General features: G+C 53.5%; 21 protein-coding genes. 11 read left to right on the top strand and 10 right to left on the bottom strand.

Going from position 1 to position 22629, the window contains the following annotated elements:
• Positions 1-30 precede the first annotated feature (30 nt).
• The 7 genes from G163CM_RS01340 to G163CM_RS01310 all read right to left on the bottom strand — a co-directional run bounded on the left by G163CM_RS01340 (position 31) and on the right by G163CM_RS01310 (position 6303).
• Positions 31-897 (bottom strand): DUF2218 domain-containing protein, encoded by an 867-nt coding sequence (locus G163CM_RS01340; RefSeq protein WP_231826590.1) that lies wholly within the window; start codon positions 895-897, stop codon positions 31-33.
• Between the two features lie 87 nt (positions 898-984).
• Entirely contained in the window at positions 985-1377 is a 393-nt protein-coding gene (locus G163CM_RS01335) for a RidA family protein (RefSeq protein ID WP_231826589.1), read from the bottom strand.
• A 137-nt stretch (positions 1378-1514) separates the two neighbouring features.
• Positions 1515-2693, bottom strand: coding sequence for a hypothetical protein (locus tag G163CM_RS01330; protein ID WP_231826588.1), 1179 nt, complete (start codon positions 2691-2693; stop codon positions 1515-1517).
• A 350-nt stretch (positions 2694-3043) separates the two neighbouring features.
• Positions 3044-4270, bottom strand: a complete 1227-nt coding sequence (locus G163CM_RS01325) for a DUF3500 domain-containing protein (protein ID WP_231826587.1) — start codon at positions 4268-4270, stop codon at positions 3044-3046.
• 12 nt (positions 4271-4282) lie between these two features.
• Positions 4283-5131, bottom strand: coding sequence for a fumarylacetoacetate hydrolase family protein (locus G163CM_RS01320; RefSeq protein WP_231826586.1), 849 nt, complete (start codon positions 5129-5131; stop codon positions 4283-4285).
• Positions 5132-5143: 12 nt separating this feature from the next.
• Positions 5144-5521, bottom strand: a complete 378-nt coding sequence (locus G163CM_RS01315; protein WP_231826585.1) for a nuclear transport factor 2 family protein — start codon at positions 5519-5521, stop codon at positions 5144-5146.
• A complete protein-coding gene (locus tag G163CM_RS01310; protein WP_015963545.1) occupies positions 5521-6303 on the bottom strand; it encodes an SDR family oxidoreductase in 783 nt (260 codons plus the stop codon). Before G163CM_RS01310 ends, G163CM_RS01315 begins: the two co-directional genes overlap by 1 nt.
• 324 nt (positions 6304-6627) lie before the next feature.
• On the opposite strand from G163CM_RS01310, the gene G163CM_RS01305 reads away from it, so the two are divergent.
• The 4 genes from G163CM_RS01305 (at position 6628) to ypdK (ending at position 9342) form a co-directional block, all read left to right on the top strand.
• Positions 6628-7305 (top strand): nucleoside recognition domain-containing protein, encoded by a 678-nt coding sequence (locus G163CM_RS01305; RefSeq protein ID WP_231826584.1) that lies wholly within the window; start codon positions 6628-6630, stop codon positions 7303-7305.
• A complete protein-coding gene (locus tag G163CM_RS01300; RefSeq protein ID WP_015963543.1) occupies positions 7286-7747 on the top strand; it encodes a YjiG family protein in 462 nt (153 codons plus the stop codon). Before G163CM_RS01305 ends, G163CM_RS01300 begins: the two co-directional genes overlap by 20 nt.
• Before the next feature lie 12 nt (positions 7748-7759).
• Positions 7760-8923, top strand: coding sequence for a beta-aspartyl-peptidase (gene iadA / locus G163CM_RS01295; protein WP_231826583.1), 1164 nt, complete (start codon positions 7760-7762; stop codon positions 8921-8923).
• A gap of 347 nt (positions 8924-9270) precedes the next feature.
• Positions 9271-9342, top strand: coding sequence for a membrane protein YpdK (gene ypdK / locus G163CM_RS01290; RefSeq protein ID WP_108473772.1), 72 nt, complete (start codon positions 9271-9273; stop codon positions 9340-9342).
• 48 nt (positions 9343-9390) lie between these two features.
• On the opposite strand, the gene alaC is transcribed toward ypdK, so the two are convergent.
• Positions 9391-10629, bottom strand: a complete 1239-nt coding sequence (gene alaC / locus G163CM_RS01285; protein ID WP_015963541.1) for an alanine transaminase — start codon at positions 10627-10629, stop codon at positions 9391-9393.
• Positions 10630-11015: 386 nt separating this feature from the next.
• Here alaC and G163CM_RS01280 point away from each other — a divergent pair, with 386 nt between their 5' ends.
• The 3 genes from G163CM_RS01280 to G163CM_RS01270 all read left to right on the top strand — a co-directional run bounded on the left by G163CM_RS01280 (position 11016) and on the right by G163CM_RS01270 (position 14998).
• Positions 11016-12716 (top strand): sensor histidine kinase, encoded by a 1701-nt coding sequence (locus tag G163CM_RS01280; protein WP_231826582.1) that lies wholly within the window; start codon positions 11016-11018, stop codon positions 12714-12716.
• 9 nt (positions 12717-12725) lie between these two features.
• Positions 12726-13463 carry a LytR/AlgR family response regulator transcription factor gene (locus G163CM_RS01275; RefSeq protein ID WP_015963539.1) on the top strand — a complete coding sequence of 246 codons (738 nt, stop codon included), beginning with the start codon at positions 12726-12728 and terminating at the stop codon, positions 13461-13463.
• Positions 13464-13690: 227 nt separating this feature from the next.
• On the top strand, positions 13691-14998 hold the full coding sequence (locus G163CM_RS01270) for a PTS sugar transporter subunit IIC (RefSeq protein WP_231826581.1): 1308 nt from the start codon (positions 13691-13693) through the stop codon (positions 14996-14998).
• 43 nt (positions 14999-15041) lie between these two features.
• Here G163CM_RS01270 and glk read toward each other — a convergent pair whose 3' ends face one another.
• Entirely contained in the window at positions 15042-16007 is a 966-nt protein-coding gene (gene glk, locus G163CM_RS01265; RefSeq protein ID WP_015963537.1) for a glucokinase, read from the bottom strand.
• A gap of 361 nt (positions 16008-16368) precedes the next feature.
• Between glk and G163CM_RS01260 the strand changes: the two genes are divergently transcribed.
• Complete coding sequence (locus G163CM_RS01260; protein WP_231826580.1) at positions 16369-17607, top strand: ion channel protein; 1239 nt, start codon at positions 16369-16371, stop codon at positions 17605-17607.
• Here G163CM_RS01260 and G163CM_RS01255 read toward each other — a convergent pair.
• The gene (locus G163CM_RS01255; protein WP_231826579.1) at positions 17604-19265 is read right to left on the bottom strand and encodes an alpha-keto acid decarboxylase family protein; all 1662 of its coding nucleotides are present in this window, start codon (positions 19263-19265) and stop codon (positions 17604-17606) included. The two genes, G163CM_RS01260 and G163CM_RS01255, sit on opposite strands and share 4 nt — an antisense overlap.
• Positions 19266-19440: 175 nt before the next feature.
• On the opposite strand from G163CM_RS01255, the gene mgrA reads away from it, so the two are divergent.
• The 3 genes from mgrA (at position 19441) to G163CM_RS01240 (ending at position 22618) form a co-directional block, all read left to right on the top strand.
• On the top strand, positions 19441-20430 hold the full coding sequence (mgrA, locus tag G163CM_RS01250; RefSeq protein ID WP_231826578.1) for an L-glyceraldehyde 3-phosphate reductase: 990 nt from the start codon (positions 19441-19443) through the stop codon (positions 20428-20430).
• A 136-nt stretch (positions 20431-20566) separates the two neighbouring features.
• Positions 20567-20899 (top strand): DUF2502 domain-containing protein, encoded by a 333-nt coding sequence (locus G163CM_RS01245; RefSeq protein ID WP_015963533.1) that lies wholly within the window; start codon positions 20567-20569, stop codon positions 20897-20899.
• 159 nt (positions 20900-21058) lie between these two features.
• The gene (locus G163CM_RS01240) at positions 21059-22618 is read left to right on the top strand and encodes a PTS transporter subunit EIIC (RefSeq protein WP_231826577.1); all 1560 of its coding nucleotides are present in this window, start codon (positions 21059-21061) and stop codon (positions 22616-22618) included.
• Positions 22619-22629: the final 11 nt, after the last annotated feature.

Below are 22629 nucleotides of genomic sequence, written 5' to 3'. Positions count from 1 at the left end.
GGCGTCCCTGGAGCGCCGCCTTTTTTATGCTCAACGCTCAGCGCGCTGCCAGTGGATCTCCAGCACTTCCCGCACCGCCGTTTCCTGCAAATGCCGCACGATAATCTCTTCCATTTCCGGGATTTTCTCTGCTGAGAGCGCCGTTAACGTCACTTTAAAGAGGGCATCGCCCACCACTTCCATTCTCACTTCACCCATGCTCATTTTGAACTGGCCGCTCGTTTCATCAGAGACAACCGGCGTGCGATGGTGAAAGTGCGTGCAGAGTCGGCGCAGGTAACGTTGCGCGTTCGGCGTGGCAATTTCCGCGATGCTGGTCATCGCGCCTTTCGCCTGCGGTGGTGCCGTGAGCAGCGTTTCCAGTTGATCGGCCGCGCTATGAATAACCTCGGCCATCTGATCGATAACGCTATCCGCCACCGGGCCAAGTTTGATACGCAGGCTCAACGCGCGTTTGAGGTGATCCATCGCGCCCACCAGCTGTTTCGGCGATTTGCTGTTGCCCTTCGGCGCAACCCGCGCCATCAGCATGTCGCTCACCGCCTGATTCGCCGCCAGAAACGCGCGACCTTCATCGGTAATGCTGTAGCGCTTGCGCCCGCCCTTTTCCAGCTCGATAACCGCGTAACTGCGGTCATACAGCCAGGTTAAGGTGGGGTAAATCACGCCGGGGCTTGGCTTATACATGCCGCCAAAGCGTTCTTTAATTTCGTTAATCAGTTCATACCCGTGACTGGAACGTTCCGCCAGCATTGCCAGCAACAGCAGTCGCAGTTCGCCATAGTCGAAGATACGGCCACGGCGGCTACCTTTACCGCTTTTTTGCGTATCGGCCGTCTCGGCCTGATGTGCGTCCGCGCCTTCTGAAGGGCGGTCAGAGCGTTTTGTCTGCACCATCCAGTACTCCATCTTATGTATTTAAAACATAACGGGGTTTCGAATATATCGAAAATGAGCAAATTATGCTCGTGTTTCTGTGGATATTCAGCGCGTTAAAACCGCGACAAAATCACATTGAATCAGAATAGTGCCGGGAAAGGTGCCGTCGAGGGCGTGACGCGCGGGGCGAGAGTGCGGGTCGGGAAAAACGCGTTCCCAGTGGCGGTTCACCACCTGGCGCTGGGATTTATCTTCCATCCAGAGAGTCATTTTGATGACATCCTCCAGCGTGCCGCCCGCGGCTTCGATAATGGTTTGCACGTGGCGAAACATCAGCGCGCACTGGGCGTCGAGGCTGTAAGGAACCTGTTGCGTTTGCGGGTCGCGGCCATAGATCACGCCGGAGTAGAGCATGTTGTCGATACGGCAGGCGGCGGGAATGGGGTTGGCATGGGGAAAGGCGTCGATATAAATACTTTCTCTGCGAGGTGATGACATGCGTTTGCTCCCGATAAAGGTCAGCGCCGTGGTATTGCCGGGTGGCGCTTCGCTTACCCGGCCTACAAGCTCGGTAGGCCTGATAAGCGAAGCGCCATCAGGCATTTTTCACAGCGCTAACGCTATAAACACAATAATTAATGGTATTTTTCTGGCATCTCTTTACCAAATTTATACACCAGACGCAGACGCTCGGCATGATAGTTACCGGTTTGCGCAGAAGGCGAATCAACATAATCAAATTCGAACTCTGCGTGCAGGCGTTCGGTTATATCATAGCCAAGGATCATGAATCCGGCGTCGATATTTTTGGCGGGCAGCGGATAATAAATTCCGCTGGAATCCTTCAGGTCAAGATGGGTATAACCCAGCACCGTTAAAAAACGGTCACTGTGATAAACATAACGCGCTGCCAGCGTATTCCCTGGCTGGTTGGAGGTCACCATTGAAACTAACGGCTGACCGCTTTCCAGCGGCGTCTGATTATAGATACCAAAGCTGTACGGTGAGAAATAAGCACCGTTCAGGAAAGCATCCTCTTTTTCCGGAACGCGGGTCGCGGCGACGTAAAAGGTATGGTTACGTGAGCGAATACCTATACGCGCGGAATAGAGATCGGTATCAATATTCTGGTAAGGAAATAATTGATCATCCGCGTCCCATTCATGCAGATACTGCGCGCCAATATAGGGTGTCCACTGGCCCATTTTGAGCGGCTGGATGGGAATTTCCGTACCGGCGTAGGCCATGCGTGCGCGACGGTCGAAATCATAATACCAGGCTTCCGCCGTTGCGCCGTACAAGCGGCCATAGCGCAGGCCAAAGGTCGTGAAGCCGTCGCTTGATACGCCGGGCATACTGGTGTCATCCACTTCCGGCGTACCGGTATCGGTTTTCACAAAGTGCTCTTCACTCATCGGTTTAAAGCGATAGATACGATAGCCGTGCAGTTTAATATCCTCGTTAAACGGCATCGAGTAATTACCGCCAAAACCTTCGTACAGCGCCGGGATCATCGTCCAGCCCTGCACTTCATTAGCAAACGGCGTATCCAGCCCAATCCGCCCGCCTTTTAAATCAAAACCATAATTATGATAGCGAATAAATGCCTTACCCAGCACATTGGTATTGTCCGATGGTAAATAGCCCTCCCGATTTTCCGGGTCGTCCGGATTCATGCCTAAGTTAAAGGCCATATATTCACCGAGGCCGAAACTAAAGCCGTTCCATTCCGGGCTGCGATATTGTAATTCGCCGCCAAAAGAGTGGGTGCGCTTATTTTCTACAGTACCCGTGAACTCCTTATAAAAATGCATGGTTTTTAATTCGCCATACAACGATCCTTGCGATAACCAGTCGCTAAACGATTCTGTTTGCGGTGTGAGTGTCGCGGGCTGAGCCTGCGCTAAACAATCGCTACAATAAATAACCAAAGGGATTGTACTTAACGTCGTAATCCGACGAAATAACGTAACGTCCATTCCTGATAACCTCGCTTATTAGAACTTACAGTTTTCATTGTTGTAATGACTGATCGTTTTTTTGCGCACGGAATGACCGTCTGCTATCTCCAGATAAAGCGGACTTTCCGGGTTGTTATTATTAAATAGAGTACGGTGCTGCTTTATTGCCGGATGGCGCTTCGCTTATCCGGCCTACAATCGGCCTACGTATTGCTCTCCTGATTAAGTAGCGCCTTACCATAATCATTGCCATTCGGGATACGCATAATGGTATGAATATGAAAACGCGCCGGTGCTTCGTTGGTCAGCCACATGCCGCTGTGATGATCAAATTCCAGCATGATGACCGGGCTCTGGATGCGATAATAATAAACATCATTATCGCCGCAGCCGCCAATCCAGCACCACCAGGTGTCATCCAGATAACGCTCTATCTGCGTCATCTTTGCCGCGCGCGGGCCATCCGGAAGCACGTTGATAAACGATTCAATCGTTTCCAGTAAATAGGCCCGCTGCGTTGGGGTAAATTCCGCCGCACAAATCCCCTCCAGCGGAATAACACGATTATCCTGAAACGCGCCGCCGAGATGACGCTGATCGGCAAAATTGAAACGCTCCGGCGGCATCGCCGGGTCTTCCATCTGGCTGAAAATCGTCGCCCTCGCCTGCTGATCCGGATTCAGCGATTGCATGAGTTTTAACCCCAGCCGCTCCTCTTCGGTAAACAGCACACAATCAGTATCATCGCCACGCGCAATGACGTTGGGCTCCACGCCCATAAACGTCGGGGCAATCACCAGTTGCCGTCCCACGATAAAGCAGCAGAACGCCACGTGATGACCGTAGATTGTCCAGCCCCAGGGCGCACTGGCAGACGGTTCGCCGAAGACCATAAAGTGGAAGCTCCAGCGATTCATAATGTTGTTCAAATCATAAAGCTCGCCGAGGAAATGGTTGGCATCCATAAGCTGGCGTACCTTCTCAAAGCCAACATCGCTGGTGCAGGCGCGCAGCAGCTGCCAGAACGCCTCGCGTGTTTGCGAATCAGTATCTTCCAGACGAACACCCAAATCATTAAACGGGATTTCCGGGTTATACCAGGCCCGCCAGGCGTTATCGTCTATCGGCCGGCAAACGCGTTCACGTTGTGAAATCGATAATGTGCCCAGCAGCTCGCTTGCCGCCGTCACCGCCTCTTCAACGGCAAAACCTTCATCCTGGCGCTGAAACAGCCCTTGCTGCACATTGCCGTCGGTAGTGATGCCACGGAAAGTTTCATTAAGCATCGCCTCCCAGTGCGCTTTCAGGTCACGCGCTTTTTCAGTCGCCAGCATGCGTTCTGCGTAGGTCGCCACGCTTACGCCCCGCGCGGCGAGAATGCGCGGCGCATCTGGCGGCAGCAGATAATCACGGAAGTTTTGACTCACCATTTTCGCTCCTGTTTAGCGCTCGGCGATCACCGGGTTCTCAATCTTTCCCAGACCTTCAATTTCCAGACGCATCACATCGCCCGGTTTGAGGAACAATCCCTTTGGTGCACCGATACCGGACGGCGTGCCGGTCGCCAGGATATCGCCCGGTTCAAGCGTCATCACCGTCGAAAGGTATTCAATTTGCTGGTAAAGGTTGTAAATCATGTCGCCAGACAGCGAGTGCTGACGTAACTCATCGTTGATGTAGAGCTTCATCTCCAGCGCCAGCGGGTCAGCGATTTCATCGGCGGTGGTCAGCCACGGTCCAATCGGGCCAAAAGTGTCGAAGGATTTCCCGAGCGTGAAGGTCGGCGATTTATGCAGCCAGTCGCGGGCCGAAACGTCGTTGACGATGAGATAACCGGCAATCACCGACGCGGCATCTTTTGCCGCAATATGGCGACAGCGTTTACCGATAACCACACCCAGTTCGATTTCGTAATCCATTTTGTCGCTGGCCTGCGGTTTTTCGACCTCATCAAACGGGCCGACGATGCAGGAAACCTGCTTGTTAAACCACAGCTGACTTTCCGGTATCGGGATCCCGGCGAGCCTCGCTTCTTCGGCGTGCTTGCGGTAGTTCATGCCGATACCGAGGAATTTTTGCGGATCATGAATTGGCGCTTCCAGACGGACGTCCGCCAGCGGATACGCAGGGCCATTCACATCTTCCAGCGCCGCGCGCCGCTGCGGGAGATCGCGAATAACCTGGCACATGGACGTTCCCACGCCCACAACATCCGATAAATCAATCACCTGCTGGCCTTCTACCTTGCCAATACGGGTGCGTCCCTGCGCGGTAAAACGAACAAGCTTCATAATGATTCCTTGTTAACTTTTATAAGGCGTGAGTTGCGAAAGAATGATTTCCCAGCCCGCGAGCGTGCGCCGCAGCACCAGCGTCGAAAACCCGTGGCGGACCATCACCTCTCCGCTTTGCAGCGAACGCACCGTATTACGGGTTTCGCCCGTCAGCACGGCAATATCGCCTGCCAGATGAATGCGCGGCTCATCACGATCAATTGCCACAAAGCCGCCCATTTTTCGCAGGTGTGCTAACAGCTGCGCTTTGTCATGCACCATACCGGTGCTGTGGATGTGAATGAGGTCGCTCGCCAGCATGACGTCCAGCGCGTCGATATCGGCGGTGATAAAAGCCTGCTGGCGACGGCGTTCGAAGGCCAGCAATGCCTGATGTTGCGTGTTCATCACATCAGCGCCTCGCAGGAACCGCCATCGAGCTGTAAATTCTGCCCGGAGATAAACGATGCCTGCTGGCTGCACAGGAACGCGCAGGCTGCGCCAAACTCCTCGGGGCGACCATACCGTTTCGCGGCGATCGAATTGGCATTGCGCAGGCGCGCTTCTTCACGGCCAATGCCTTCCTGGGCCATCAGGCGTTGCAGCATAAACTCCTGACGCGGCGTATCCACGCGCTCTGGCAGCAGGTTATTCAGGGTGACGTTATCCGCCGCCACTTCGCGGCTAATGGCCTTGCAGATAGCCGTTAACGCCGTGCGGGCAGAGGTCGAAAGCCCCATCATGTAGTGCGGCGATTTCACCATTGCCGATGTGATGTTGATAATCCGCCCAAACCGGCGCTGCTGCATGCCCGGCAGCCAGCCGCGAATCAGCTGAACGGCAGGAATAAAGTTGGCCTGCATCGCGCCCAGCAGCGCACTTTCATCCCAGTCGGCGAGCTCGCCCGGCGGTGGCCCGGCGTTGTTAGTGACCAGGATGTCTACCTCAGGCACAGCGGCGAGGATCAGCGCTCGACCGCTCACCGTGGTTAAATCAGCCACCACGGAATGCACCTGAACATCAGGAAATGTCTGGCGCAGCGTGGTCACTACGTCGTCCAGCTTCGCGGCGCCCCGCCCGTTCAGCGTGATATTGACCCCTTCCGCCGCCAGCGCGCTGGCGCAGGCCAGACCAAGGCCCTGCGATGACGCGCAAATAAACGCGCGTTTCCCCCGAATACCCAACTCCATCGTTATCTCCTGCATTTGCCATGAATATGTCTGGATTGGCAGCAAAGCTGCCTGCAAAGTGCGCAAAAACTAACGTGTCTTTCACCATCAGAATGCAGAAAGAACACATATAGAGATATATCTACACTTGCGATATGTCTAGACAGGTGCAGAGGGTTAAGATGAAAGTCAGAGATCGGTCACGAAAAAGACCCTGCGCGGAGGATCGACAGGATCGTTCCCGTCTTTATGAATTCTGAAAAATTTCTCTTAGGGTTCGTTTCCCACGGCGGTTCATCTACTTTGGAGATTGCGTTTCAGGGATAACGTCAACCGGAGGGAAGTATGGAAAAAACATCCCCGATACAGAAGAAGGTCAGTTGGGTGGGTTATCTCGCCTTTTTTATGACCGTCATTTTCTTTTCAGGCTTTTTTGCGAAATCCACCGAATGGTGGCGGGTATTTGATTTTACAGTGCTGAACGGCACCTTTGGCGCGGTGAACAGCGCCGGGCAAAGCATCGTGTCGTTTCGCGGAACAGGCGGGACGGGGGCGAAGGATGGTTTTCTCTTTGCCCTTGAACTGGCGCCTTCGGTGATTTTGTCGCTTGGCATTATTTCCGTTACCGAAGGGTTAGGCGGGTTACGCGCCGCGCAGCAGCTCATGACGCCCATCCTCAGGCCGATTCTTGGCGTGCCGGGTATTTGCTCACTGGCGTTGATTGCCAACCTGCAAAACACCGATGCCGCAGCCGGGATGACCAAAGAACTGGCGGAGGAAGGTGCGATCAGCGACCAGGAACGCGCAATATTCGCCACCTTTCAGACCAGCGGCAGCGCCATTATTACTAACTATTTTTCCTCTGGCGCGGCGCTGTTTACGGTAATCACGGTTCCCGTAATCACCCCTCTGGCGGTGATTCTGGTGTTTAAGTTTGTCGGCGCCAACCTGCTGCGGTTGTGGATCACGCAAATCGAAAATCGTCAGCGCAAGGAGGCCGTGGATGAGCACGCACGCCCGTAAGAACGTGATGGATCTGTTTGTCGAGGGTGCCCGGCGCGGTTTCACCATCGCCACCACCAGCCTGTTGCCCAACGTGGTGATGGCATTTGTGATCATTCAGGCGCTGAAGGTCACGGGCTTACTGGATATTGTGGGTAAGGTTTTCGAACCGGTGATGGGGCTGTGGGGCCTCCCTGGTGAAGCCGCTGCCGTGCTGCTGGCCTCGGTGATGAGTATGGGGGGCGGCATCGGCGTTTGCGCGAGCCTGGTGGTTTCTGGCGCACTCAATGGCCATGATGCAACCGTATTGCTTCCCGCAATTTACCTGATGGGCAACCCGGTGCAGAATACCGGGCGCTGCCTCGGCACGGCGGGGGTTAACCCGAAATATTATCCGCACATCATCGCCATTTGCGTCATTAACGCCCTGCTTTCCCTTTGGGTAATGCAATTGCTTGTATAGGAGAGGTTTTATATGGAAATCACCCTACCCGGCCTGCGTCTGTTTAAGCAAGCGCATCTCTATGCACCGGACGATCGCGGCGTGCAGGATTTTCTGATCGCCGCAGGAAAAATTGTCGCCATCGCCCCGGAAATCGACGCCAGCGGGCTGCCTGGCTGCGAGGTCATTAATCTGCAACAGGCGATTGTCTGCCCGGGTTTTATCGACCAGCACGTACACCTGATTGGCGGCGGTGGCGAGGCCGGGCCGCATACGCGTACGCCAGAAGTGCGGCTGTCGAAACTGGTCGAAGCAGGCATTACTTCCGTTGTCGGTCTGCTGGGTACCGATGGCATCACCCGCCATCCGGAATCGCTGCTGGCGAAAACCCGGGCGCTGGAAAATGAAGGCATTAGCGCGTGGATGCTGACGGGCGCGTACTCCCTGCCCTCGCCAACCATCACCGGCAGCGTGGATCGTGATGTGGCACTCATCGATAAGGTGATTGGCGTGAAATGCGCAATCTCCGATCACCGCTCCTCCGCACCGGGAAATGAGCAACTCGCCAATATGGCGGCACTCGCGCGCGTCGGTGGTTTACTGGGCGAAAAAGCAGGCATTAGCGTATTTCATATGGGCAACAGTCCGCGCGGGCTTGCGCCGCTGGAGGCCATCCTGCAACATGCCGATGTACCGATAAGCAAGCTGCTGCCTACCCACGTTAACCGCGCCGAGCCGCTGTTTGCACAGGCAAAGGCGTTCGCGCGGAGGGGCGGCTATATCGATATCACCAGCAGTATTGAGACGCCCATTGATGCGGCGACCGCCATCGCCAGCGCCCTTCGCGACGGCGTGCCGCTCGCGCGCATGACGGTGAGTTCCGACGGTAACGGTAGCCAGCCCGTGTTTGATAGCGAAGGAAAACTGACGGGGATTGGCGTCGCGGGATTCGAATCGTTGTTATCCACGCTTCAACAGCTGGTTCATCGCCATCAGCTTCCACTGGAACAGGCCCTGCGTCCGTTCACGCAAACCGTCGCCGAATTCCTCGGTTTTGCACATAAAGGGCAGCTGGCAGAAGGTTGCGATGCCGATTTTATTATCCTCACGGCAGGCTTACATATCGACGAGGTCTGGGCGAAAGGAAAAATGCTGGTGCGCAATGGCTATGCCTGCGTGAAAGGAACGTTTGAGTAATGTGATGCAGGCGGGAGAAACACTCTCTCCCGCCCGTGTTTTTGATAAAATTAACCATTAAATCAATGTGGTTTACTTAGAATACATCCCAAAAAAAGCCCGTCGCTGAAAGGCAATATATTACCGTAAGAAATTAATGTGTCGCCGATCCACGACAGTTGTAAGTAACTAAAAATTAATAAAAAAATCTCACTTGTCACCCCCTAAAATTAAGCGTACATTAGCGCCATCTGGAGCAGTGATGCACCAAATTCTGAGGTGATGCCGATGTGCGTCAGCTCACAATGTCACAACAGGACATGTTTTCGTTAGAGCGTATAAACGTGAAGTACGCGGAGAGATGAGTCGTGAAATATTTATTTATGGGTGTGTCGTTTATGGTCATCGTGTGGGCCGGTACATTTGCCCTGATGATCTAATCAAGAATGCATAAAAAAACAGGAGCCTTTTGGCTCCTGTTTGCGTTTTTATTCGGCGTTTTCCGCCGCGTGCTTTGTGCCGGAAGGCAGCAGGCCATCGGCGCGGAACATCGCTTTTATTCCCCTCACCGCCTGACGAATACGGTCACGGTTTTCAATCAGCGCGAAACGCACGTGGGTATCGCCGTAATCACCGAAACCAATGCCCGGTGACACGCACACTTTCGCGTCCTGCAGTAGCTTTTTGGCAAACTCCAGCGAGCCCATCGCAGCATACGGTTCCGGGATTTTCGCCCATACGTACATTGACGCTTTCGGGCACTCGACCATCCAGCCCGCTTCATGCAACCCTTTCACCAGCACGTCACGGCGACGTTTATACTGCGCGGCAATATCGCGTACGCACTGTTGATCGCCTTCCAGCGCCGCGATGGCCGCAACCTGCAACGGCGTAAAGGTACCGTAGTCGTGATAGCTTTTGATCCTGGCCAGCGCGTTAACCAGCGTTTTGTTACCGACCATAAAGCCGATGCGCCAGCCCGCCATGTTGTAGCTTTTCGACAGGGTGAAGAATTCAACCGCGACATCGCGCGCACCCGGCACCTGCATAATCGACGGCGCTTTCCAGCCATCGTAGACGATATCGGCGTAAGCGAGGTCGTGCACCACCAGCACGTCATAGCGTTTCGCCAGCGCGACCACTTTTTCGAAGAATTCCAGCTCAACGCACTGAGCTGTCGGGTTCGACGGGAAGCCTAAAATCATCATTTTTGGCTTCGGGTAACTTTCACGAATGGCACGCTCCAGCTCGTTGAAGAAATCGACGCCTTCCACCAACGGCACCGAGCGCACCTGTGCGCCGGCAATTACCGCGCCGTAAATGTGAATCGGATAGCTGGGATTCGGCACCAGCACCGTATCGCCATGATCGAGCGTGGCCAGCATCAGGTGCGCCAGCCCCTCTTTTGAACCAATGGTCACAATCGCTTCGCTTTCCGGGTCAATTTCAACGTCGTAGCGATCCTGATACCAGCGCGAAATGGCGCGACGCAGACGCGGGATCCCGCGCGAGGTTGAGTAGCCGTGCGTATCCGGACGCTGGGCGACGGTACAGAGTTTTTCGACAATATGCGGCGGGGTCGCACCGTCCGGGTTACCCATGCTGAAATCGATAATGTCTTCGCCGCGCCGACGCGCAGCCATTTTCAGTTCAGCGGTAATGTTGAAAACATACGGGGGTAAGCGATCGATACGCGTAAAACGGCGTTCAGGACTGAATTCAGCCATAGGTTCCTCAGATTCACGTTAGCGCCCGGACCGTCCGAGCGACGCTGCCACGACAGTGGCGTGTTTAGAAAATAGCCTGAAAAAAAACCGTCTGTCGAGGGGTAAGGCAAAAAATAGTTCTGGGCGAAAAAAGAGGAAGTTAAAAAAAACGAAAATTCTACCTGCGTTCACAAAGGGATTTTTAACAACATTTAGTTAACTCGATATTATCTTATTGTTCTCATGAGAAATTCTTAAAAATCCCCTTTTCCCGATTGATTAGCCGATTATCGATTAATCCCCTTTTAATTTTGTGGATTACGAATTTTCATCCTCCTATCCAGACAACTGGTCATCTGCCGCGGGGTTTCTTATCATAAGACTTTCCTGATAAACCCGGCGTTCCCATGCACGAAATTTTCAACATGCTGCTGGCGGTGTTCGACCGCGCAGCGCTGATGCTGATCTGCCTGTTTTTTCTGATTCGCATCCGCCTCTTCCGCGAACTGCTGCACAAAACGGCCCACACGCCAAAAGAGCTGCTTGCCGTCAGCGCGATCTTCTCACTGTTCGCCCTGTTCAGCACCTGGTCAGGCGTACCGGTTGAAGGTTCGCTGGTCAACGTGCGTATTATCGCGGTGATGTCCGGCGGCATTCTGTTTGGGCCCTGGGTCGGCGCCATCGTCGGGCTGATTGCCGGGGTGCACCGCTATCTGATTGATATTGGTGGCGTTACTGCCGTGCCTTGTTTCATCACCAGTATTATTGCCGGGCTGCTTTCGGGCTGGATCAACGTCAAAATCCCTAAAGCGCAACACTGGCGCATCGGTATTCTGGCCGGGATGCTGTGTGAAACGCTGACCATGATTCTGGTGATTGTCTGGGCGCCAACCACCGCCCTGGGTATCGATATCGTCTCTAAAATCGGCATTCCGATGATCCTTGGCAGCGTCTGTATCGGCTTTATCGTGCTGCTGGTGCAGAGCGTCGAAGGAGAAAAAGAGGCCAGCGCCGCGCGGCAGGCCAAACTGGCGCTCGATATCGCCAACAAAACGCTGCCGCTGTTCCGTCATGTGAATAGCGAATCTCTGCGCCAGGTGTGCGACATCATTCGCAACGATATCCACGCCGATGCGGTGGCAATCACCAATACTGACCACGTATTGGCGTACGTCGGCGTGGGGGAAAATAACTATCGCGATCAGGACGATATTATTAGCCCAACCACATTCGAAGCGATAAGCAGTGGAAAAATCATTATTAAAAACAATGATGAGGCTTATCGTACCCCGGAAATTCACTCGATGCTGGTTATTCCCTTGTGGGAGAAAGGCGTGGTGACCGGGACGCTGAAAATCTACTACTGCCATGCGCACCAAATTACCTCATCCTTGCAGGAGATGGCGGTTGGCCTGTCGCAGATTATCTCGACGCAGCTGGAGGTCTCGCGCGCCGAGCAGCTGCGGGAAATGGCAAATAAGGCAGAGCTACGCGCCCTGCAAAGCAAGATTAATCCCCATTTTCTGTTTAACGCCCTGAACGCGATTTCGTCCTCCATTCGCCTGAATCCGGACACCGCGCGCCAGTTGATTTTTAATCTGTCTCGCTATCTGCGCTATAACATTGAATTGAAAGACGATGAGCAGATTGATATCCGCAAAGAGCTGTACCAAATCAAAGATTACATCGCCATTGAGCAGGCGCGATTTGGCGATAAGCTGACGGTTATCTACGATATCGATGATGAGGTGAATTGCCTGATCCCAAGCCTGCTGATTCAGCCGCTGGTCGAAAATGCCATCGTCCACGGCATCCAGCCCTGTAAGGGCAAGGGCGTGGTCACCATTAGCATCACCGAAAGCGGCAACCGCGTGCGCATCAGCGTGCGCGATACGGGGCACGGTATCGACCCACAGGTCATCGCCCGCGTTGAAGCCAATGAAATGCCAGGCAATAAAATTGGCCTGCTGAACGTTCATCACCGGGTAAAATTGTTGTATGGCGAGGGGCTGCACATCCGCCGTCTGGAACCCGGTACGGAAATCGCGTTTTATATTCCTAACGCGCGCACGCCGGTAACGGCTCCCGCCACTCTGCTGCCGTTATAGGGAGAGAAAATGAAAGTCATCATTGTTGAAGACGAGATTCTGGCGCAACAGGAACTGACCTGGCTGATAAAAGAACACAGCCAGATGGAGATTGTCGGTACGTTTGACGACGGCCTCGACGTGCTACGTTTTTTGCAGCACAACAAAGTGGACGCCATCTTCCTTGATATCAATATTCCTTCGCTGGATGGGGTGCTGCTGGCACAAAGCATCAGCCAGTTTGCCCATAAGCCGTTTATCGTGTTTATCACCGCGTGGAAAGAACACGCGGTAGAAGCGTTCGAGCTGGAGGCGTTTGATTACATTCTTAAGCCTTACCAGGAATCACGCATTATCAGCATGTTGCAGAAACTGGAAAGCGCCTGGCAACAGCAAGCGGGCGGCAGTACCGCGATACCGGGAACAACTGCGCGCGAAAACGACACCATCAATCTGATCAAAGATGAACGCATTATCGTTACCAGTATCAACGATATTTACTACGCCGAAGCGCACGAGAAAATGACCTTCGTGTACACCAAACGCGAGTCGTACGTGATGCCGATGAACATCACTGAATTTTGCAGCAAGCTTCCGGCAACGCACTTCTTCCGTTGCCACCGCTCCTACTGCGTGAATCTGGATAAAATCCGCGAGATCGAACCCTGGTTTAATAACACCTACATTCTGCGCCTGCGCGACCTTGATTTTCAGGTGCCCGTCAGCCGCAGCAAGGTGAAAGAGTTTCGTCAGTTAATGCATCTCTAATCCCCTCCAGGAATCGCCTTAGGCCTTTATGTGGTGCGCATCACAGGAGGCCTTTTTTGTACCCGTCATAGCCAGAACTTTCGAGACGGCTCACATTTTTCTGCTGTTTTTTTGCGATATTAGCGCAGACAACCAAATGACTAGTCATATTGTTTATATGACTAGTCATTTGCGAACACTGACGCCGGCATTGCCTGGCAAGGTTCAGGATTAAAAAGGGTTCTGCTATGTCTGAAATGAGTATGCAGTCTATAACCGATCGCTTTGTCGAAATCTCCGCCCGCATTGCCGGGCAGGTGCACCTACGCTCTCTTCGAGACGCGTTTGCCGCCATTATGCCGATATTCATTCTGGCAGGATTGGCGGTGCTGATTAATAACGTGGTGTTTCCCTGGATACTGGAAGGCGAAGCACTAACAAAATGTAAAGTGTGGGGCGATGTGATTATCAATGGCACGTTGAATATCGCGGCGCTACTGATAGCCCCTATGATCGCCTGGTCTTTAGCGCGCAATAAAAACAGCACCAATCCTGTGTCGGCAGTGATTATTGCTATTTGTAGCCTGATTATTATGATGCCGATTCAAATAGAGCTTGCGCCTATCGGTGAAAAGACAACGGTTTCTATCACGCAGGTATTAAGTTTCTCTAATATTGGCACCACCGGCATTTTTGCCGGCGTTATCATTGGATTGCTCTCGACAGAACTGTTCCTGCGAATCTCGGCCATTAAGAGGCTGCAAATTTCCCTGGGCGAAAACGTACCGCCAGCCGTCAGTAACTCTTTCACGGCGCTCATTCCAACCATTCTGACGCTTTCCCTCTTTGCGCTTGCCGCAGCGCTATTAACTAATTTTCTGCATACGGACCTTATTCATCTCATTACCACATTAATCCAGCAACCTCTGCGCCTGATCAATACCAGCCTGCCAGGCACGATTTTTATTTATAGTTTTGGTAACTTTCTCTTCACGCTGGGTATTCATCAGGCCGTAGTGAACAGCGTGATTCTGGAACCGTTCTTGCTGATTAACACCAATGAAAATATGCTCGCCTTTGCAAATGGCGAACCTATTCCGCATATTATCAACAATATATTTGTACCGACCTTTGGGATGATTGGCGGGACAGGCAGCACCATTTCGTTGCTGATCGCTATTTTTATTTTTTCACGGCAAAAAGCGGCTAATCAGGTTGCACGCCTGGCAATCACACCCGGCTTATTCAACATCAACGAACCGGTTATTTTTGGTTTACCTATCGTATTTAACCTGCCCCTGATGATACCGTTTGTCCTGCTTCCGGCGATAGGGATCTACTTTGCCTGGGTTTGTACTTCTCTTGGATTGATATCGCGCTGTGTGGTGATGATCCCATGGACTACCCCGCCCATTTTGAGCGCCTGGCTGGCAACGGCGGGTGACTGGCGTGCCGTGGTGGTACAACTCATCATTATTGTGTTCGGCGTATTTTTCTATCTGCCGTTCCTGAAAGTGGCAGAAAGGGTTGCGCTGCGAAATAGCGCGATAAACTGAGGGAAAGCTGGCCGGGCAACCGAGGGTTGCCCGGCCAAAGAGATTACAGAATTTGCCCCAGCGTCTGGCGCAGGTGCGCCCCGGAGCCGAGCAGGCCAGGGTTATCGTGAACAATCAGATAGACCGGGATATCCTGCACGTAGGCTTTGAAACGGCCTTTATCCTCAAAACCGCCACGGAAGCCGGACGCTTTAAAGAACTCAAGGAAGCGCGGCACGATGCCGCCCGCGATATAGACGCCACCAAAAGTGCCGAGCGTCAGCGCCAGGTTGCCGCCAAAGCGGCCCATGATGACGCAGAACAGCGACAGCGCGCGGCGACAGTCGATGCAGGTATCTTCCAGCGCACGCTGAGTGATGTCTTTCGGCTGTAAGTTTTCCGGCAGACGACCGTCAGATTTCACAATCGCGCGATACAGATTCACCAGCCCCGGTCCGGAAAGCACACGTTCCGCAGAGACATGACCGATTTCCGCCCGCAGCTCTTCAAGGATAATCCCCTCTTCTTCGCTGTTTGGCGCGAAATCGACGTGGCCGCCCTCGCCCGGCAGGCTGACCCAACGCTTGTCAACGTGAACCAGATGCGCGACGCCTAGCCCGGTGCCGGCACCATAAACCGCAATCGGTTTGCCCTCTACCGGTTCCGCGCCGCCGAACTGAATCAGGTGCTCTTTTTTCAGCATCGGGATAGCCATCGACACGGCGGTGAAATCATTAATAATTTCCAGGTGCGCAAAGCCGAGATTCTTCTTCATTTCTGCAATGGAGAAAGCCCAGGTGTGGTTGGTCATCGCCACCCAGTCACCGGTAATCGGGCAGGCAATGGCGATGCAGGCGTCTTCCACTTCCACATTGTGTTCTTTGAGATAGACGCGGACCACCGCTTCGAGGCTTGGGTAATCCAGGCCTGAGTAGGTCTTCGCCTGCGAGATTTCTCCCGTGGCGAGGTCACATAACGCTAAACGCGCGTTGGTGCCCCCGACGTCTCCTGTTAATGCAAACTTTGTCATTCCGTTACGGCTCCGCTAAAGTCAGGATAATTCTATATACCCAAAATAATTCGAGTTGCATGAAGGCGGCAAACGAGTGAATCCCCAGGAGCGTACATGAGTACATGACTGGGGTGAGCGAGTGCAGCCAACGCACAGGCAACTTAAAGTATGACGTGTATATCACAGAGTAAATTCAAGGCGCTGTAACAACAATGACGATTGTGTGAGCACCCCTGGATTATCGATCTACGTCACATAATTTTATGTATCAACCTTAAGGATATCTCTGTTTCGCCGTATCGTTTCAGCATCTATTGCGCTGAAGGCTTTTACAGAACCCGGCAAAGTGATGCCAGCTTTTAGCCAAAAGGAAATCATCATGCTCCATCCGCGAGCCCGCACGATGTTATTACTCGCCATTCCGGCGATGGTTATTGGTGTTGCCGCCAGCCTGATGTTAATTGTGGTGATGAAACTCGCCTCAGTATTGCAGCACCTGCTGTGGAGCACCCTCCCCGGCGCATTAGGCGTCTCATGGGATTCACCGTGGTGGATAACACTGGTACTGACACTGACCGGCCTGGCGGTAGGCCTGGTGATTCGCTTTAGCCCAGGTCATGCGGGGCCCGACCCGGCAACCGAACCCTTAATTGGCGTGCCCGTCGCATCCTACTGTTTGCCGGGGTTGATCCTCGCGCTGGTGATTGGCCTGGCAGGCGGCGTTAGCCTCGGCCCGGAGCATCCGATTATGTCGGTGAATATCGCGCTCGCCGTGGTGCTGGGTGCGCGCTTTTTCCCGCGCGTCAGCTCCCTTGAATGGACAATCCTTGCCGCCGCAGGCACCATCGGCGCGCTGTTTGGCACGCCGGTTGCCGCCGCGCTGATTTTCTCGCAAACCCTGAATGGCAATAACGATGCGCCCCTGTGGGATCGCCTGTTTGCACCGCTGTTGGCGGCGGCTGCCGGAGCGCTCACCACCAGCCTCTTCTTCCAGCCGCATTTTTCGCTGCCGATCCCTCATTATCAGCAGATGCGGATTATCGATATTTTCAGCGGCGCGGTGGTTGCCGCGATCGCTATTGCGGTGGGCATGGTGGCGGTGTGGTGTCTGCCTCGTCTGCACGCCCTGATGCATCGCTTAAAACATCCGGTTCTGGTGCTCAGCGCAGGTGGTTTTTTGCTGGGCCTGCTGGGGGTTATCGGCGGACCTATTACGCTGTTTAAAGGGCTCGACGAGATGCAGCAGCTCGCCTTTAGCCAGACGCTGACCAGCAGTGATTTTATGCTGATTGCCGCCGTGAAGCTGGCAGCGCTGGTGATTGCCTCGGCCAGCGGTTTTCGTGGTGGTCGCATCTTCCCGGCGGTATTTGTCGCCGTGTCTTTAGGGCTGATGCTGCACGCTCACGTCGATGCCGTTCCAGCGGCAATTACCGTTTCCTGCGCGATTCTGGGGCTGGTGCTGGTGGTAACGCGTGATGGCTGGCTGAGCTTGTTTATGGCCGCCGTGGTGGTGCCGGATACCACGCTTTTACCGCTATTGTGTATTGTGATGCTGCCCGCCTGGCTCCTGCTGGCGGGCAAGCCGATGATGATGGTTCCGCGTAAGGATAAGCTCTAGCCCTTACTGTTGCGCGTCTCGAGCGCCTGAGTGACAGCACGAAGCAGGTCAGGAATGTCCTGCTTCGGCAGCACCACTTCCACCAGCGTTAAGCGTTCAATTTGCGCGGTTTTCGCCAGCACCTCGTCCAGTTGAACACTCTCCGTCACCCGCCAGCACTGGGCCTGGCTGTCGAGGTTCAGCGCCTGCGGCAGCTGCGTCCAGTTCCACAAACTGATGTCGTTATAGCGCGCTTCGGGGCCATGGATCGCCCGCTCCACCGTATAACCATCGTTGTTGAGCAGCAGAATTAACGGTCGCAGGCCATCGCGCAGCATTGAACCCAGCTCCTGAATCGTCAGTTGCGCCGCGCCGTCACCAACGATCAGCACCACGCGTCTTTCCGGGCGAGCGGTTTGCGCGCCAAACGCGGCGGGTAGCGTGAAACCGATTGAACCCCACAGCGGTTGTACAATCAGTGAAGCATCACTGGGCAGCTTAAGGGCCGCTACGCCAAACGCTGCGGTACCCTGATCGCCCAGAATGATGTCGCCAGGCTGAAGATGTTTTTGCAGCGTTTGCCAGAAGCGCGCCTGCGTTAACTCGCCCTCTTTTCCGGGGGCAAGCGGCGCTATGCAGCGTGTTTCCGTGCGCCATTTTGCCGACAGCTCATGGCTCACGGCAATTAACGCCTGCGTCGCCTGTACCATCGGAATACCGCTAAACCAGCGATCGCCGACACGCGCGGCAAACGGTTGAATTGAAATCGATTTTTTGTCAGGGATTTTGTGAGTAAAGCCTGCGGTGGTGGTATCCGTGAAACGCGTGCCAATACACAGAATCGCCTCCGCGTCCTCTATCGATTCGCGCGTTTGCGATAAACTCGCCACACCGCTGTAAATACCCACGAAGCCCGGTTGCTGCTCATCAAACAGACCTTTGCCCATGAGCAACGAGGCGTGCGGAATCGGCGTCTTTGCCATCCAGTCGCGCAGCGTTTCTTGCAGGCCAAAGCGCAGCGCGAGAAAATCCGCCAGCAAAGAGACTCGCCGACAGGGTTGCAGCAGGTCGCGGACGGCTTGTGTAAAGCGCTCAATCTGGCCGTCGTTAATAGCGGTATCTGTAAGCGTTAGCGCGTTCACCGGACGACTGGTCGGCGCTTTCGCCACATCGGCGGGCAGCGAGAGATAGCCCGGACGGCGATGTTTGATCATTTCAGTCAGTACGCGGTCGATTTCATCCGTCGCATTGCGGACGGTTAACACGCCCTGCACCACGGAAATCGGCGCGCTCATCTGCCGAAAATGGTCGAATTTTCCGTCGCCCAGCGTATGGTGCAGCAGCTCCTGACGCTGCTGCGACCCGGTACAGGGCGCACCCACAATGTGCAGCACCGGCACATATTCGGCGAAGCTTCCCGCTACGCCGTTTAACGCACTCAACTCTCCCACGCCATAGGTCGTCAACAACGCGCCGCAACCCTGAACGCGTGCATAGCCATCGGCGGCATAAGCGGCATTGAGTTCATTGGCGCAGCCAACCCAGCGCAGCGCAGGATGCGCAATCACATGGTCGAGGAATTGCAGGTTGTAATCTCCCGGCACGCCAAACAGATGGTCCACGCCGCAGTCGGCGAGGCGATCCAGTAGATAATCCGCAACAGTGTAAGACGTTTGCATGATAAGTACCCTTTAGCCACTTGCTCATCTCTGAGTATTGAAGAAGCGGTTCGCCTGTCCAGACAGATACGAAAATGCTATTGGAAAGTAAAATTTACAGCGAAAGGGAGTATACGGCGGCAGCAACAATGCGTAGTGTAAACGCATACACTACTGATGCTTTGCGGAGGAACTTATGGTTTATCAGGCAGATCCGTCACGCTACAACACGATGGAATATCGTCGCTGCGGCACAAGCGGGCTAAAACTTCCCGCCATTTCGCTGGGCTTATGGCATAACTTTGGCGACGCCACGTTAATCGAAACCAGCAGGCAACTGCTGCGCCATGCCTTTGACCTCGGTATTACCCATTTTGATTTAGCCAACAACTATGGGCCACCGCCGGGCTCGGCAGAGAGTAATTTTGGCCGCATTCTGCGGGAAGACTTTTTACCCTGGCGCGATGAGCTGATTATCTCCAGCAAAGCGGGCTACACCATGTGGGATGGGCCTTATGGCGACTGGGGATCGCGTAAGTATCTGGTCGCCAGCCTCGATCAAAGCCTGAAACGCATGGGGCTGGAGTACGTGGATATCTTTTATCACCACCGTCCGGATCCGGATACGCCGCTGGTGGAAACCATGCGTGCGCTGGATCACATCGTACGTCAGGGCAAAGCGCTGTACATCGGGCTTTCCAACTACCCGGCTGACCGTGCGAAAGAGGCCCTTGCGATTCTGAACGATCTGGGCACTCCCTGCCTGATCCACCAGCCAAAATATTCCATGTTTGAACGCTGGGTGGAAGATGGGCTGCTCGATCTGCTGAAGCAGGAAGGCGTTGGCAGTATCGCTTTTTCACCGTTAGCGGGCGGGCAGCTTACGGATCGCTATCTCAATGGTATTCCGACAGATTCCCGAGCCGCCAGCGGCAGCCGTTTTCTTAATCCGGAGCAACTGACGGAAGAGAAACTCGCGAAGGTTCGCCAGCTCAATGAGATTGCCAGGCAGCGTGGGCAGAAATTGTCGCAGATGGCGCTGGCCTGGGTATTACGTGACGACAAAGTGACATCTGTATTGATTGGTGCCAGTAAAACGGCGCAACTGGATGACGCCGTGGGCATGTTGAATAACAGACACTTCAGTGCAGAAGAACGCGCCGCCATAGACGCAATTCTTGGTTAGCGCAAATTAGCAGCACTTTTGGCAAAAAGTGCTGCCCTTTACGATTTAGGAGTTACCCCGATGATACGGATATTTACTTGTTCGTAATATAGGGTTAACAGGCCGGGTAAGGCCCCGATCGTGAAGGAGATAAACTATGTTCAGGTCACTGATTCTGGCTGCAGTCTTGATGGCCTCAGCAGCACCAATGATTGCTAACGCTGGTGAAATCACCCTGCTGCCATCAATAAAATTACAAATTGGCGATCGTGATAATTACGGTAACTACTGGGACGGCGGCCGCTGGCGCGACCGGGACTACTGGCATCGTCACTATCAATGGCGTGACCGCGGCTGGCACCGCCATGACAATGGTTGGCATCGCGGTTGGGATAATCGTAAAGCTTACGAGCGCGGTTATCACGATGGTCGCCATGACGGGCGTGGACATGGCCGTGGTCACGGACATGGGCACGGGAAGCATCATTAATTTCCCCCAACGCTAATGACTTTAAAAAGGGTTTCTGTATATCAGGAACCCTTTTTTTATGGTCAAATCCTGCGCTTTTTATTCATCACTATTTGCCCTTGAGCAAAAAGGTGCTCAACGTATCTTAGCGTGACGGTATTTCACGTCAGGATTACTATCATGAATGCACATTTTAGAGATGAAATTCAGACATTCGGTCGTTCACTGTTATTACCTATTGCCGTACTGGCTCCGGTTGGCATGGTAATGGGCATTAGTTCTGCTTTAGGTCAGAGCTATATGATCGATAAGCTGCCTTTTTTAGGTAATGACATATTCAAAGCCGTTTTATCTTCCCTGGGATTAATCAGCAGTGTGATATTTAATAATATCCCACTGCTTTTCGCGATGGGCGTCGCGTACGGCATGTCGAAGAAAGAAAAAGGGATTGCCGTATTTGCCTCCGTGGCGGCGTATCTGACATTGCTTATCGCCATGCATGTGCATTTAAAACTGGCGGGTGACCTGGCTAAAGGCGACCTTTCGCTTGCAGGCCAGGGGATGATTTTAGGGATCCAGACGCTGAAGATTGAGGCGCTGGGCGGAATTATCGCGGGTCTGCTGGCAGCGAAAATAACCGACCGTTTTTACCGCTTACAGCTGCCGCTGGCGTTTGCTTTTTTTAGCGGTAAAAAGTCAGTGGCTATTTTGACCATCGCCTTCGCGATCCCGGTGGGCTTAATCATTCCGTTCATCTGGGAGCTTTTTACTGCCGGCATGCGCGCCGTCTCAACCATTATGATGGCACCGAACGTCGGCGCAGGAATTTATATGACGCTTAACCGCCTGCTCATTCCCTTCGGCCTGCAGCATGTGCTCAGCTCAACCGTGCGCTTCACCGCCGCTGGCGGCACCTATCTTATTGACGGGCAAACTTACGTTGGAATTCTGCCCGCAATGAATAAGATTCTCTTCGACCTTGGCCCTGCCCATCCGGCCTGGAAAGAATTTATGCCCACACTGACCAGCTATCTCGCCTCCGGGCAAATGTTAACCACTCTGTTTCGTGTGCCGGCAATTGGCCTTGCCATGTACCACACCGCCTATTTCAAAAATAAAAAATTCGCCAAGGGGATGATTCTCACCGTGGTATTAACGGCGATGCTCGGCAATATTACCGAACCGCTTGAATTTTCCTTCCTGTTCATCGCACCAAAACTGTTTATTGTGTATGCCGTACTGTGCGGTTTATTGACTATACCGCTGCAATTACTGGACGTATCTATTGGTTATATTCGCGGTACTGTTTTTGACTTCGGCATTTTTGGTTTGATGTACGAGCACACACAGTGGCTAAATTTAATTCTGTTGGGTGTAGTTAACTTTGTCGTGTTCTATTTTGTATTTCGCTTCGCGATTAGCAAGTTCGATATTAAAACACCAGGGCGTGAGAGTGAAACGACCGATAGCACCCTGCTGAATAATAAAGAATACGATAAAGTCGCCGAACTGGTGATTCAGGGGCTCGGCGGTAAAGAGAATATCAAACGCGTTGAGAACTGCGTTTCTCGTTTACGCATCGATTTGAGTGACCAGAAGAAAATTGATATGGCATTGCTGAAAGATTCCGGCGCGCTGGGGACATTTATCCCCTCCAGCAACCACATCCACGTGGTCTTTGGCCCACATGTTGAGTTTGTCCGTAACGCGGTAGATGACCGTCTTGCGGGCGCGAATTAAAAACAAGGAGA

This window comes from Pseudocitrobacter corydidari (assembly GCF_021172065.1).
Taxonomy (GTDB): domain Bacteria; phylum Pseudomonadota; class Gammaproteobacteria; order Enterobacterales; family Enterobacteriaceae; genus Pseudocitrobacter; species Pseudocitrobacter corydidari.
Note: the sequence above shows the minus strand (reverse complement) of the source record. Positions and strands in the feature narration are given on the sequence as shown.